General features: G+C 69.1%; 13 protein-coding genes. 4 read left to right on the top strand and 9 right to left on the bottom strand.

Translation table 11 applies throughout. The features are described 5' to 3' along the window. Positions 1–192 precede the first annotated feature (192 nt). On the bottom strand, positions 193–564 hold the full coding sequence (locus tag ABD333_RS12015; protein WP_344540505.1) for a cupin domain-containing protein: 372 nt from the start codon (positions 562–564) through the stop codon (positions 193–195). A 54-nt stretch (positions 565–618) separates the two neighbouring features. Between ABD333_RS12015 and ABD333_RS12010 the strand changes: the two genes are divergently transcribed. The 3 genes from ABD333_RS12010 to ABD333_RS12000 all read left to right on the top strand — a co-directional run bounded on the left by ABD333_RS12010 (position 619) and on the right by ABD333_RS12000 (position 2,888). Next, the gene (locus ABD333_RS12010; protein ID WP_344540503.1) at positions 619–795 is read left to right on the top strand and encodes a ribbon-helix-helix domain-containing protein; all 177 of its coding nucleotides are present in this window, start codon (positions 619–621) and stop codon (positions 793–795) included. Position 796: 1 nt separating this feature from the next. Further along, positions 797–1,141: a VOC family protein gene (locus tag ABD333_RS12005; protein ID WP_344540502.1), complete on the top strand. Its 345-nt coding sequence runs from the start codon at positions 797–799 to the stop codon at positions 1,139–1,141. Between the two features lie 241 nt (positions 1,142–1,382). Continuing rightward, entirely contained in the window at positions 1,383–2,888 is a 1,506-nt protein-coding gene (locus tag ABD333_RS12000) for an MFS transporter (RefSeq protein ID WP_344540500.1), read from the top strand. Positions 2,889–2,918: 30 nt separating this feature from the next. Here ABD333_RS12000 and ABD333_RS11995 read toward each other — a convergent pair whose 3' ends face one another. From ABD333_RS11995 to ABD333_RS11970, 6 genes are all read right to left on the bottom strand, one after another. Further along, a complete protein-coding gene (locus ABD333_RS11995; RefSeq protein WP_344540498.1) occupies positions 2,919–4,463 on the bottom strand; it encodes a carboxylesterase/lipase family protein in 1,545 nt (514 codons plus the stop codon). Between the two features lie 123 nt (positions 4,464–4,586). After that, positions 4,587–5,495: a LysR family transcriptional regulator gene (locus ABD333_RS11990; protein ID WP_344540496.1), complete on the bottom strand. Its 909-nt coding sequence runs from the start codon at positions 5,493–5,495 to the stop codon at positions 4,587–4,589. Positions 5,496–5,623: 128 nt separating this feature from the next. Next, entirely contained in the window at positions 5,624–6,724 is a 1,101-nt protein-coding gene (locus tag ABD333_RS11985) for a hypothetical protein (protein ID WP_344540494.1), read from the bottom strand. An 8-nt stretch (positions 6,725–6,732) separates the two neighbouring features. Then, positions 6,733–7,371, bottom strand: a complete 639-nt coding sequence (locus tag ABD333_RS11980) for a hypothetical protein (protein ID WP_344540492.1) — start codon at positions 7,369–7,371, stop codon at positions 6,733–6,735. Between the two features lie 78 nt (positions 7,372–7,449). Next, positions 7,450–9,042 carry a multicopper oxidase family protein gene (locus ABD333_RS11975; RefSeq protein WP_344540490.1) on the bottom strand — a complete coding sequence of 531 codons (1,593 nt, stop codon included), beginning with the start codon at positions 9,040–9,042 and terminating at the stop codon, positions 7,450–7,452. Between the two features lie 315 nt (positions 9,043–9,357). Then, entirely contained in the window at positions 9,358–9,963 is a 606-nt protein-coding gene (locus ABD333_RS11970) for a response regulator transcription factor (protein WP_344540489.1), read from the bottom strand. Between the two features lie 109 nt (positions 9,964–10,072). Here ABD333_RS11970 and ABD333_RS11965 point away from each other — a divergent pair, with 109 nt between their 5' ends. Beyond that, the gene (locus ABD333_RS11965; protein WP_344540488.1) at positions 10,073–11,995 is read left to right on the top strand and encodes a sensor histidine kinase; all 1,923 of its coding nucleotides are present in this window, start codon (positions 10,073–10,075) and stop codon (positions 11,993–11,995) included. A gap of 91 nt (positions 11,996–12,086) precedes the next feature. On the opposite strand, the gene ABD333_RS11960 is transcribed toward ABD333_RS11965, so the two are convergent. Continuing rightward, the gene (locus ABD333_RS11960; RefSeq protein WP_344540487.1) at positions 12,087–12,623 is read right to left on the bottom strand and encodes a DUF4253 domain-containing protein; all 537 of its coding nucleotides are present in this window, start codon (positions 12,621–12,623) and stop codon (positions 12,087–12,089) included. 165 nt (positions 12,624–12,788) lie between these two features. Further along, positions 12,789–12,974: transposase (locus tag ABD333_RS11955; RefSeq protein ID WP_344540486.1), on the bottom strand; the 186-nt coding region annotated here is incomplete at its 5' end.

Here is a 12,974-nt window from a genome sequence, read left to right as displayed (position 1 = left end):
TGCGAATATCCGGTGAAATGCCCCACCCGTCAAGGCCCCTGCGAGCGCCCGCACCGACCAGGCACCGGCGGCCGGATGGCCGATCGTCACCGGCGTGATCGAAGGCGCCGTCCGCCACATCGTGGCCGAGAGACTCGGCATGGGGGGCGCCCTCAGCTTCGCTGAGGATCCTTCAGTTCGTCGCGAAGTGAGTTACCAGACCGGGCTTGTGACGAAATGGGTGTCGTAACGGCTCTGTTCGGTGAGCAGGCTGTCGCGGTCGGCGTCGCCGCGCCGGATCCGGGCGACCTGCCGCAGGTAGTCGAACCGTTCGACGCCTGGGGTGATCACGATCAGTGCGTCCGCGGTGTCGTCCGAGGTGGCGCGAAAGGCGTGGTCACAGCGCGGCGGGACGACCAGGAGATCGCCGGAACCGGCGGTGATGATCTCCGTTCCGACGAGCAGCTCAAGCGCTCCGTCGACGACGAAGAACAGTTCGGACGAACGGTCGTGCCGATGTGGGACCGCGCCATCGGCGGCGCGGACGACGACCGGGTCGTGCGGCTTCGCCGCTGGGACGGACATACGGAACTCCCCCGGGGCTAGGTTAGTAGCTTGCTAGCATGCTAGCATTGCCTCATGGGTGATGCCGAAGTCAAGCAATTCAACGTGTACCTGCCGGTAGAGCTGATCAGGCAGGTCAAGCATCACGCGATCGAGACCGGTTCGTCGTTGTCGGCGCTGGTCACCGAGGCGTTGCGCGCCTACCTCGACAATCCCCACGGACAACAGCACACATCCGAAAAGGAGTCATGACATGGCGACCGAAGGAATCGAGGCGGTGTTCCTGGAGACCCGCAACTGGGGCAAGACCGCGAGGTTCTTCCAGGCACTGGGTTTCGAACTGGAGCTCTCCGAAGGCGACGGGTCCGGGGTGTTCCGCAACGGCGAGGGAACTTACCTCGTCGTCGTGGAGATCCCCGAGGGGCGAGAGCCCGGGGTGCAGGTCGCGCTCAGGGTGCCCGACGCGGACGGATTCCGTCCCGATCCTGCCGTCGAGGTGGTCACTCCGTTCGAGGACACCCACTACGGGACGCAGGAGATGACCGTCCGCGATCCCGACGGGCGGCTGTGGAGCCTGCAGGCACCCGCCAAGAGCTGACGCCTGGACGAGCGCGCCGGCGCGACGGAGCCGACCCGCACACGCGCGCCTCGGATGAGGCGATCAGAGCCGCGTGGCAATGCCGACCGCACTCGATGGCGGCGCCAGTGCCAACGGCGGTGGCCGCGCCAACGGCGGTGGCCGCGCCAACGGCGGTGGCCGCGCCAACGATGGTGGCCGCGCCAACGATGGTGGCCGCGCCAACGGCGGTGGCCGTGCGAGGAAACGGAGGGGAATACGCATGAAGAGATGGCGCGGCAATCCCTGGGGGGTGCTGCTGACGCTCAGCCTGGGATTCTTCCTGACACTGCTGGACCTCACGGCCGTCAACGTCGCCATCCCAGCCATGATCGACGACCTGCACGCGTCGCTGGACCAGGTGCTGTGGGTCATCAATGTCTACGTCCTGGTCCTGGCCGCACTGCTGATCACGTTCGGGCGGCTGGGCGACGTGCGCGGGCCGCGCACCATGTTCATCGGGGGCGTCACGCTGTTCACGGTGGCGTCCGTGCTGTGCGCTCTGGCGCAGGATCCGGCGCAGCTCATCGCCGCCCGGGCCGTGCAGGGCGTGGGCGCGGCGGCGCTGATGCCGCAGACGATGACGATCATCATCGGCACGTTCCCGGCCGAGCGCCGGGGCACGGCGCTCGGCGTCTGGGGCGCGGTCGCGGGCGTCGCCACGATCGCCGGGCCCACGCTGGGCGGACTGCTGGTCAGTGCGGCCGGCTGGCGGTGGATCTTCTTGGTGAACGTCCCGATCGGGGCCCTGGTGCTCGCGATGGCCGTCACGCTCGTGCCCGAGGCCCGGCAGGACGCCCACCGCAAGCTGGACCTCCCCGGCGTACTGCTGGCCACCGCGACGTTGGGATGCCTGACGTTCGCACTCACCGAGGGCCAGCGCTATCACTGGAACGCCGTGATCTGGGCACTGCTGGGCGGGGCCGGGCTACTGCTGGCGGCGTTCCTGATCTACCAGCGCACGCGGCAGGACCGCGAACCGCTGCTGCCCTTCGCGCTCTTCCGTGATCGCAACTACGCGGTCATGAGCGTGGTCTCCGCGGCCGTCCAGGTCGGGATGATCGGCCTGTTCCTGCCCGTGATGATGTATCTGCAGTCGGTCCTGAACTACAGCGCGCTCAAGGCCGGACTGGTGATGGCTCCGGCGATGGTGGTGTCGGCGTTCCTGTCGCCGGTCGCGGGCCGGATGGCGGACCGGCTCGGCGGCAAGTACGTCCTGATGACCGGCCTGACGCTGTTCGCGGCCGGAATGGCCTGGCTGGCCTGGACGATCCAGGTCGGCCGCGCATGGTGGGAGTTCCAGCCGCCGCTGACCGTCGCCGGAGTGGGCATCGGCTGCGTGTTCGGACCAATGGTGACCCTGGCGATGTACAACGTGAAACCCACGATGGCCGGAGCCGCCTCCGGCGTACTCAACACGATCCGGCAGATCGGCACCGTCATCGGCAGCGCCGCCGTCGGTGCGGTATTGCAGAACCGCCTTGCCGCCTCCATCCACGACGTGGCGCCCGGCCGGGCCGCCGAGCTGCCCACCGGCGTCTCGGGCCAGTTCGAGGCCGGCCTCGTACACGCGATACGACCGACCATGGCGCTGCCCATCGTGGTGATAGCCGTCGGCGCCGCCGCGTGCTTTCTGGTACGACACCGACAGGACGACACGGAGAACGGAACGAACCGCGGGAACCGTCCGGTCAATCGCGCTGGTCGACCGGTGAGCCGAGGCCTGTGATGTGCCGGGGTGGGCCGGGAGGCATCGGCTTCAGCCGACGGTCACCGCGTCGCGCCAGAGCAGTTCGGCGCGGTGGCTGCGTCCACCCAGCCGTTCCCATAGTCGCCGCCGGTGGGCGCCGGGGTCGTCCATCGGCTCGCAGATCGCGTCAAGACGCATGACCGTTCTTCGGGCGGTGGTGTAGGGCGCCCAGTCCGGCAGGCCTTGATGGCCTGGGTCGCCAGTCCGGGTGAAGTCGATCCATGCCCGATGCATCGACTTGGCCAGTGCGCCGCGCTGGTGGGTTTCGTTTCCTTGGAGTAGGGCGCTGTCGCGCCAGGCGTGGAAGTTGTCGAACGCGAAGGGCACATCCATGCAGTGGGCGGCCCCGAGCAGACCTTCGAAGGCCGGCGAGGCCCAGTCCAGTTGGTAGGCGTAGGTACCGCCTCCACGGTCGGCGTTGGCGTCGGCGAACCGCATGGCGTCGATACGGAAGCACTCGTCGTCGCAGGCGTCGATCAAGACCTGTACGGGGCGGGCTCCGGGGCGCATCCGTGCATACTCCGCGTACGCCTCAGGTGCCGCCTCCCCGAACTGCAACCGCAGCGCCGCGATGACCTGTTCCTCATCGATGGCGCGCATCTGTGGATCGGGCGCCAGGAAGAAACCGTGCTCCTCCCGGGTCCATCCGATGAGAACGTCGATGTCTCCGGTGAGCGCCTCACCGCGGGGCCGTTGGATCGGATGGTCGAGCACCGCCGAGAAGGGAGGCATCAACGTCTCGGTGAGCACCTTCACCGGTTCCAGAAGCCGTTCCCAGGGCAGCCGCCTCGCCTCGGCCGCGGTGGACGCCCCGAGGGCGTGAAGGTAGCGCTCGGTGAGGACCGCGGCCTCCGCCGGTGGAATGGCGCCGACACCGAGTGGAGCGCTTTGCAGGATCGCTCGGCGAAACAGCCCGCGCGCTTCGGCGACTCCCATCATCCAGGCGATGGACGCCGCACCGCCGGATTCTCCCGCGACCGTGACGGTATCGGGGTCACCGCCGAACGCGGCGATATTGTCCCGCACCCAGCGCAGTGCGGCGAGCATGTCACTCAACCAGAAATTGCCGTGGGCCGTTCCGTCCTCTTCTCCCATATAGAGGTAGCCAAGCGGGCCGAGCCGATAATTGATCGACACGAAGACGAGGTCTCCGTCGCGGCAGAAACTCCGCCCGTCGTACCAGTCCCACGACCCGGCGCCGCTGACGTTCCCGCCTCCGTGGATCCACACCAGAACCGGGCGCCGCCGGGCATCGGCCTCCGGCGTGGCGATGGTCAGGGTCAGGCAGTCCTCGTCCATGGACTCAAAGTCCCCGCCCGTCGAGCCGAAGACCGCGTAGTGGGGCAGATCGGAACGCTGCGGCGCGATCGGCCCATGCTCCTTCGCGTCCCTTGTCCCCGTCCATCCGGGATGGGGCGCGGCATCGCGCCAGCGCAGTTCACCGACCGGTGGAGCCGCGTAGGGAACGCCACGGAACATGGTGAGACCCGATTCCTTCGTCCCGCGCAGCCGACCCAACGTCGTACGCACGACCACATCTTCGGCAGGAGTCATCCGGTTCCTTCTTTCTGGGATATCGAGGTCGGCAACCGCATATCTGCGGACCTCGACGACATTAGGAACTCCGGCCTCCTCCCGTCAAAGATCAATTTCCGATGGCCTGATCAGTGACATGCATCAGGAGAACGCCACGGGAAACGTCACCTCAAGCGCCTCGCGGATTCTCGCGACCACCGGAGAGGAATCATCGCTGCGCCAGGCCGCGCACCTCGACACCTCAAGCCGCGTGCCCGCCAGAGGCACATAGACGACCTCACCCGGCAGCGGTGACCGCGACGGCCTGGGGACCAGCGCCACGCGCAGTCCGGCCGCGACCAAACCCAGCTGGTCGCTGATCTCGCTGAGCTGATGGGTGATCCGCGGCGAGAAACCCGCGCGACGGCACAGCGCGATGATCTCCTCGAACCATTCACCGCACCGGCCGCGCGGCATCACGGCAAAGCTCTCCTGGGCGAGGTCCTCCGGCGCGATCTGGGAACTCGCCGCCAGGCGATGGCCTTTGGGCAGAGCCGCCACGAGCGGATCTCGCCACAGCGGCCGGGCCGTCACCTCACCGGGAGGCCGGACCTCCCCCAGCACCGTCATCAGCGCGATGTCAATGCGATCCTCAAGCAACGGAGCCGTCTGCGATCCCGGCCGCAACCCCTGCAGCATGAGTTCGACCTCCGGAGATCGCAGCTGGAAACCAGCGAGGGTCTCCAGAAACGGACCGGCGGACGACGGCGCGTAGCATCCGACGCGAAGCCGTCCGCACTCCCCCTTGTGGGCACGCCATGCGGTGGTCTCGGCGATGGCGGCCTGCTCCAGCGTGCGGATGGCCTCGGGCAAGAACGCCTGCCCGGCCGGGCTCAGCGCGGTCCCGCGCCGATCCCGGACCAGCAGGATCACCCCGAGATCGGCCTCAAGCCGCTGGATCTGTTGCGACAGCGCCGGCTGGGCAATGCGCAACCGTTCGGCCGCACGCCCGAAATGCAGCTCCTCGGCAAGAACGACAAAGGCCCGCAGATGACGGAGTTCGAACTTCATACAGAGCACACTGCCAGCAGTCCGCCCTTACCCCAGACTCGCCGCACGTTGTGCCGGTGTGCGGAAACGGCTGCGGTCCTTCAGCGGCGCGTGCGGCGACCGTGCCGTCCCCGATCGTCAGGGCCGGTTCATCCGGGGGTGATGTCCTCATCTTGGGCGGTGGCCGATCTGCGGCCTGCGGTGGCCATTCCGAGCAGCGCGGCGACGGGCCACACGGCGGCCAGGCCGACTGTCAACGCGAGGCCCGGGGCGTGCCAGGACGGACGGTTTTCGAGCAGCCCTGACTGGTCGTCGGGGAAGGCGGTGTGGCCGAGCGGTTGGTAATCCCAAACCAGCCGGAGCACGAGCAGGTGGACGACCAGCAGCGCACCCGCCGCCGGCAGCGACGCGGGCCAGGCGCGCACGTACCGCAAGCGGACGCCCAGGATCGTCCAGCCCGCCGCCACGACGGCGAGAACCGCCGTCATGGCGATGGCGATGCGGCGGGAGATGTCCGCCGCGCCATCGGACGCGTCCCCCGCATGCGCGGCGGCGGCTATCGCGACAAGGTTGACGGCCGCGTACAGGATGGGAGTCGTGGCGGGCATCAACGTCAGGAGCAGTGCGCTGCGTCTGTGGGCGCGCACGGAGACCACGACGGTGCGGCCTCCCGCGATCCAGGAAGTGGCCCGGGGCCTGCTGAGCAGGGCGCAGGCGGCGACCGGCGCGGCGGCCGCAGCGATCAGCACCGCCGCGAGCGCCGGGATGTACCAGTCAGGGCTGAGCGTGTCCATCGCCCACGGCACGGTCGCCGACCCTGGGCCCGGCGTGTCGACCACCTGCCCGGTGAAATCGTGCACCGGGTCGTGCGCGAACACCTGGAAGAGCCCGGCCAGGTAGGCGGCGGTCAGTGTGCCCGCGGCCAGCAGGAGCGCGGCGGGCCACCGGAACGCGCCGCGGCGCAGGACCCACGCGAGCGTGGCGAACGCGAGAGTGGCGGCCGCGAAGAACCCCGCGATGAGCGTGAGGCGGTGCGGACCGAAATCGGCGAACGCCGCGAGCGCGGGGCCGACCGCGTCGGCATTGACGTTGGGGCGGGCACCGGGGAGCGTCGCTTTGGTGCGGGTGTAGGCGAGCAGATCGATCAGCATGACCAGCAGTCCGGCGGGCAGTACCGCGAGCAGCAGCAGAGCGGGCAGCAGCGGCGGGCGGTCCGTCACCGGCGCGGCGCCCTGCGAGGTGTCGATCATGAACGGCCTCACGGCCCAAGGCGGGGACGGTTCGGAACACCCCAGCCTTCATGAGGCAGCCAGAAGCGCAGCGCCAGCAGATACAGGCCGAAGATGATGATCGGGGACACGCGCGCGCACAGCCGCGAGCGACTTGCCACCCAAAGCAAGATCCCTGCGATGGGAGTCGCCAACAGCGCGAACACCACGCCGAGAACATGGAGAACCGGGCCCACTCGGTGCAGACATCCAAATGTGCCGGCGCCCTCAGATCCGCCGCAGACCTCCCCGGGGATGTCCGCGAAGAGGTTGAAAGGAACGCCGAACAGATATTGATTGAGGGTGAAAAGCCCACCGAAGAGCCACGCGCCCAAGGTCAGCGCCAGGGCGATCCGTTGAGCCCGGTCCTCCGGTGCCCCGTCATCATGCCAAGTGGCGGGATCCTTCACGACCACGGTTGCCAGCGTTCCGAGCAACACCACGACGCCCAGCGTCCCCAGGCTCCACGCCATATTCGACACGTAGAAGGGTCGTTCGTCGTCGCTCATGCTGGACGGCCAGGCCCTCAGGGTCATCACGAACAGGAGCGTTATCGCTATCCACCCGCCGGCGACGATGCGGTTCGGATGCATCGACCGTGTGCCCGTCATTCCGCTTTCACGCGTCATGTGAGCGACCCTAGAGCGGTCTCGTGCGGCGTTGTCCAGCCCTGGGTGACGTGGCGCCGCGGCGCAGAATCCGGGCGTTCAGCCATGGTGGCCGGTGTGGGGCGCGATGGACGTCGCCGGGGCCTGGCCGGGCTCGGTGACCACGAACTGGCCCATCATGCCCTGATCTTCGTGGTAGAGGATGTGGCAGTGGAACATGTACGGCGTCCGTGGGTCGGCATGGTCGCCGAACCGGACGGCCACCCGTACCGGTTGCTGCGCCCGCAGGAAGATCGTGTCCTTCCAGCCGCGCAGTTCGGGGGGCGGCGGCGCGCCGGCCACTGACAGGGTCTGGAAGTGGGTGTCGTGGACGTGGAAGTTGTGTGGTTTGCCGCCCAGGCTGGTCAGCTCCCAGATCTCAGTGGCGTTGGTGGCGGCCGCGAAGTCGATCCGGCTCATGTCCATCTTCTTACCGTTGAGCTTGGAACCGCTCAGTTCGAAGCGGCGATCGACCCGGGCGCCCGCACCGCCGGGCGGGCCGATCCGGGGCGCCTCGGCGAGGCTGCCGGGCAGCGCGGGTGAGGGGGCGAGGCGGTCGGCGGCCCGCAGTTCGAGAACGTCGAACGCGTCGTCGCCGCCGACGAACCGGGCGCTGCCGACCTCCCCCAGGTCGGGCGGATCGCTGCGCAGCACGACCTTCTCCCCTGGCGCGAACGCCACCACGATCTCGGCGCGTTCTCCGGGAGAGAGCTGGATGTGGTCGGTGGTGTGCGGGGCGGGCAGCAGGCCGCCGTCGGTGCCGACGAGCGCGAACGTCCGCCGGTCCGACAGCACGAAGCGGTAGGTGCGCGCGTTGGAGGCGTTGAGCAGCCGGAGCCGTACCCGCCGGGTGGTCACGTCGTGGTAGGGCCCGAGCGTACCGTTGACGAGGATCGTGTCGCCCATGATGCCGAGCCCGCCCATCAGCGGGTGTCCCTCGTCGAACCGGTTGCCGTCGCCGAAGTTCTTGTCCTGAACGATCACCGGGACGTCGTCCACCCCGTACCGGCTCGGCAGCCCGAGCCGGCCGGTCGCCGGATCGTCCACGATGAACAGCCCCGCCAGCCCACGATAGACATGTTTCGCCGTCTCGCCGTGCGGATGCGGGTGGTACCACAGCGTGCTCGCCGGCTGATCGACCTTCCAGGTCGGCGACCACGTCGTACCCGGCCGGATCGGCTGGTGCGGGCCACCGTCCATCGCGGCGGGCAGGCGCATGCCGTGCCAGTGGACGGTGGTCGTCTCGGGCAGGTCGTTGCGCACGTTCACCAGCACCGTCTCGCCCCGGGCGGCGCGCAGCGTCGGCCCCAGATACCCGCCGCCGAAACCCCAGGTGCGGGTCGCCCCGCCGGAACGGAAGCGGCTGGTGCCCGTGGTGGCGCGCAAGTCGAACACCCGCCGTCCCGCTTCGTCCCGGCGACCCGCCGCCAGCGATGGGATCACCAGCCGGTTGACGAACCGCACCTTTCCCACGGTGCTCACGTCGGCGGATGCCCACAGCAGGCCGAAGCCGCCCGCACCCACCGCCGCCGCCGCCGCACCAGGCACCCCGATCAGCGTGGCCTTCAGGAGCCGCCGCCGGGTGAATCGCGGGCGCGACGCGGCGGGTGTTCCGGGCGCCGACGTCATGGAGCGGTCCAGCGGTGGGGTCAACGTTCCAATCCTTGTCTTCGTCAGGCGTGCAGGCATGCCCAAAGAACGCACGGAACGTGATCAGGGCAGGGTGTCAGCGGGAGAGTGCGGCGATCAGCACGCGGCGGAGTCGGCGCTCGGCGACCGGACAGGGGAAGTCTGCATCGTGTCCGGAATCGCGGCCAGTGCCAAGATCACTATCTCCGGATGAGCTCGTCCGGCTCCGGGATGCCGTGCTCATGCGCCGCCATGAGAAATTCACGCCGGTTGAAGGACCACGCCGGTTGAAGGACCACGCTGGGTGAAAGGTCCCGCCGGTACGGGCCGGATGGGGGTTCAGAGCCAGCCGGCGCCGGTGGCGATCCGGACGGCGTCCAGGCGGTTGCGCGCCCCCAGCTTGCTGACGATCGCTGTGAGGTAGTTGCGGACGGTCCCGATGGAGAGGTTGAGCCGATCGGCGATCTGCGGCGCGTCCAGGCCCTCGGCCGCCAGCCGCAGAACGTTGATCTCCCGTTCGGAGAGCGGGCTGTGCTCGATCTCCAGGGCGGCCACCGCGAGCTGCGGATCGATCACTCGCAGGCCGTCCGCCACCCTGCGCACGGCCTCGGCGAGCTGCTGCGGAGGCGCGTCCTTGAGGATGAAACCGGAGGCATGGGCGGCGAGCGCGCGCCGCAGGTCGCCGGGTCTGCCCACTCCTGTGAGGAGGAGCGTGCGGCAATGCGGCAGCTCCTCGTGCAGCTCCGCGGCGGCGGTGATGCCGTCCACCCCTGGCAGCATGATGTCGATCACGGCGACGTCGGGACGGTGTTCGAGGGCGGTGGGCACGATGTCATTTCCGCTGCTGACCTCGGCCACGACCTCGATGTCCCGCTCCCGCTGCAGCAGGGCGACCAGGGCGGCACGGATCATGTGCATGTCCTCGGCCAGCAGTATCCGGATCACCACGTACCTCCCGATCCTGCGGTTCGCTCCGAGCCTCTGATTATCCCGCTGCGGCGTTCCTGACCGGCCACATACGCGATCATGAAGTTCCCGGCGAGGGAGGACCTGGATGATGTGCGCGGACGCGCCGGCCGCGGCGATCCATCCGCCGGACGACACCGGCTCGGTGCCCGGCCGGTGGAGGGCGATGAGCGATGGTGAGCAGCGCGGCCCCCGGCTCGCCGAAGCAGTGGTCCTTGGTTTTCTGCTCAGCAGCGCCACCGCCTTCGTGCTCTCGCGCCTGACGTACTTCGGCCTCTCATGGCGGACCGCCGGGTACCTGGCCGCGGTGGCGCCGGTGGTCGTCCTGCAGCTGGTCCATTCGAGCACGCGCGGCGGAGGCCGTGCTTTGGCGCGCTATACCCTGCCCCTCCAGGCGCTGTTCACCTATTTGCCCTACCTCTACTTCGGTGAGATATGGGTGGGGCTGCCGGCGTTCCTGGCCGGCTCGGTGCTGATCCTTTTGCGTGGATGGGCGGCCTGGGCGCTCTTCGCCCTGGTGGTGGGAAGCTCTGCGTTCTTCGGCGGCGGGTACGGCGGCGGCACGGAAGGCACCTGGTACGCGCTGCTGTGCACGTTGAACATCAGCCTGGCACTGTTCGGGCTCTCCCATCTGGGCGCCCAGGTGGCGCGGGTGGCCGCCACGCTCGACGAACTGGCGGGGATGGCGGTGATCGCCGAACGCCTGCGGGCGTCGCGCCATCTCGACCAGGCGATCGGCCGCGGGCTGTCGGCGATCGCCCGGCAGAGCGCGACCGCGGCGGCGGCGCGTTCCGCGGCCGAGACCGCCGCCGCGACGGCCGAGATCTTGCGGCTGTCGCGGCGCGCGTTGAACGAGGCGCGTACGGTGGCCGTCGCCTATCGGGCGCCGTCACCGGTCCCGGCGGCGTCCGGTGACGAGACCGCGGCGCACCTGGCACTGCGCCTCCTGTTCGTCCTCTACGTCATGTATCTCACCGCGGGGCTGCATTTCCTGGTGGAGACGCGGGCGGGCCTCGTCGAATGGCTGGCCGCCGCTGGAAGCGTCGCGGGAATCCTGCTGCTGCAACTCCGTCACGTGTTGCTGCGGCTGCGCGGCAGCCCGGTCCGCGACCGGTACCGGAACCTCGCCGGACAGGTGGTGCTCGCCTATGTGCCGCAGGCGGTGCCGGGCTTCTATTGGTCCCTGCCCCTGGGGCTGGTGGCGGCGTCGGCGCTCCTTCTGCTACCCCGCCGCGCTGCCTGGACACTCTGTGCGATCCTCCTGGTCAGCGGTCCGATGCTCGCGTCCCTGGGTTCGCGGTCGCCGCTGCAGACCGCCTACGGCTGGGTCGCCGGCGTGGCCTCCGGAACGGTCATCTATGGGCTGATCTGGCTGGTGGAGATGGCCGGCGACCTGCGGGCTGCGCGGGCGGAGCTGGCGCGGATGGCGGTGCTGGCCGAGCGGCTGCGCGTCGCGGGCGACGTCCACGATCTGCTCGGGTACGGACTGTCGGCGATCACACTCAAGACCGAGCTGGCTCGGCAGTTGCTGCCCGAGGCCCCCGGCCGGGCCCACAGGGAGCTGGTCGAGGTGTCCCGGCTGGCCCGAAGCTCGCTCGACGAGCTCCGTGACATGACCGAGGGCTCCGGCGATCTCTCACTTGTGGCCGAGGCAGATTCCGCCCGCGCGGTGCTGGCCGCCTTGGACATCGAGGCCGTGGTCACGGTGCCGTCGGAGCCGCTGCCGAAGAAGGTGGACGTGGAGCTGGCCGCCGTGCTGAGGGAGGCCATCACCAACGTCGTCCGGCACAGCGCCGCGCGCCGTGTCGTCATCAAGGTGACCGTCGCGGACGGCGTGCGGCTCCAGGTGGTCAACGACGGCATCCGGGAAGGACCGGCGGAACCTTCCACCGGCATGGGCATCGTCAGCATGACCACCCGCGTGGAGGCCCTGGGAGGCCGGCTCACCGCAGTGAACGGCCCTGACGGCCGTTTCCACCTGTCAGCCGAGGTGCCCGGCGGCAACCCCTGAGGCCCGAGACGGTCCAGCGTTCCCCCTGAGCTTGTCGCCGCAGCGGCAGGCCAGCTTGCCGTATATGTTCAGCCGCGTGCCGGCGGGACGGTCAGTCCCACCACATCCACCACGTCTTCGCGTCGACCAGTCCTTGTGCGTATTCCTCGAAGTCGTCGTACTCCTGGCCGAGGTCGGGGCAGAAGGCGTAATGCTCCATCGCCACCTGCCACGCATGCTCCTGCGTACGTGGCGGCCACGCGACCGAGACGACGAGCGTGGAGTGGCCCATCGAGCACAGCCGAACGCCGAATCGCCGCTGCCAACTACGCAGCATCGCCGTCGCCTCTTCGCACGGGGTCTCCGACGTCCACCCTGCTTCACTCAGCGCATCCGCGCCGTCAGCGGCGGCGACCAGGCCTAGAAAGGGACCCCAGCCCGTCCCGCTGAGCATTCCCGGCACCTCGTCAGGCGAAGTGGCCAACGCGATGGCCCTCTCATCGGGATCGGCCCTGGGTTCGCTCGCGGGCGCCAACCCGGGCCAGGCGCGGTCGAACGGAGCAATGCCGACGTCCTCGTCCGAGCCGAATTCCGCCCAGTCCTGCTGCACGGAGGCCCAGGCATCGCTCAGCATCGCCTGCACGTCCACCTGGTCGGCTCGTTCTGGAGGCGTGGGTGCGAGCCGGTCGTTGTGCCACGGCCGCAACGGGGCCTCGCTGTCGATCGCTCCCAGCAGGAGCGGCCAGAGACCGGTGTGGGTCACGTCCAGCGGAGTGGTGTAAGAGGAGACCACCGCGTGATCCGTTTGTGCAGGTTAAGCGGTGAGTTGCTGTTGGTCGATCTTGTCGTTCGGGGTGTCGCCGGCGATGATGTGCAGGCGGGCCTTGGCCAGGAACTCCAGGCCCATATAGCGGCGGGTCTCGGCCCATTCGTCGGTCTGTTCCATCAACACCGCGCCGACCAGCCGGACGATCGCGTTACGGTCGGGGAAGATCCCGAC

This window comes from Actinomadura fulvescens (assembly GCF_039533225.1).
GTDB lineage: Bacteria > Actinomycetota > Actinomycetes > Streptosporangiales > Streptosporangiaceae > Spirillospora > Spirillospora fulvescens.
The sequence above is the reverse complement of the archived record's forward strand: the minus strand, read 5'-3'. Positions and strand labels throughout refer to the sequence as shown.

Coding starts and splice junctions, on each gene's coding strand:
- ABD333_RS12015 (WP_344540505.1), bottom strand. CDS start 564: ATGTCCGTCCCAGCGGCGAAGCCGCACGACCCGGTCGTCGTCCGCGCC.
- ABD333_RS12010 (WP_344540503.1), top strand. CDS start 619: ATGGGTGATGCCGAAGTCAAGCAATTCAACGTGTACCTGCCGGTAGAG.
- ABD333_RS12005 (WP_344540502.1), top strand. CDS start 797: ATGGCGACCGAAGGAATCGAGGCGGTGTTCCTGGAGACCCGCAACTGG.
- ABD333_RS12000 (WP_344540500.1), top strand. CDS start 1,383: ATGAAGAGATGGCGCGGCAATCCCTGGGGGGTGCTGCTGACGCTCAGC.
- ABD333_RS11995 (WP_344540498.1), bottom strand. CDS start 4,463: ATGACTCCTGCCGAAGATGTGGTCGTGCGTACGACGTTGGGTCGGCTG.
- ABD333_RS11990 (WP_344540496.1), bottom strand. CDS start 5,495: ATGAAGTTCGAACTCCGTCATCTGCGGGCCTTTGTCGTTCTTGCCGAG.
- ABD333_RS11985 (WP_344540494.1), bottom strand. CDS start 6,724: ATGATCGACACCTCGCAGGGCGCCGCGCCGGTGACGGACCGCCCGCCG.
- ABD333_RS11980 (WP_344540492.1), bottom strand. CDS start 7,371: ATGACGCGTGAAAGCGGAATGACGGGCACACGGTCGATGCATCCGAAC.
- ABD333_RS11965 (WP_344540488.1), top strand. CDS start 10,073: ATGATGTGCGCGGACGCGCCGGCCGCGGCGATCCATCCGCCGGACGAC.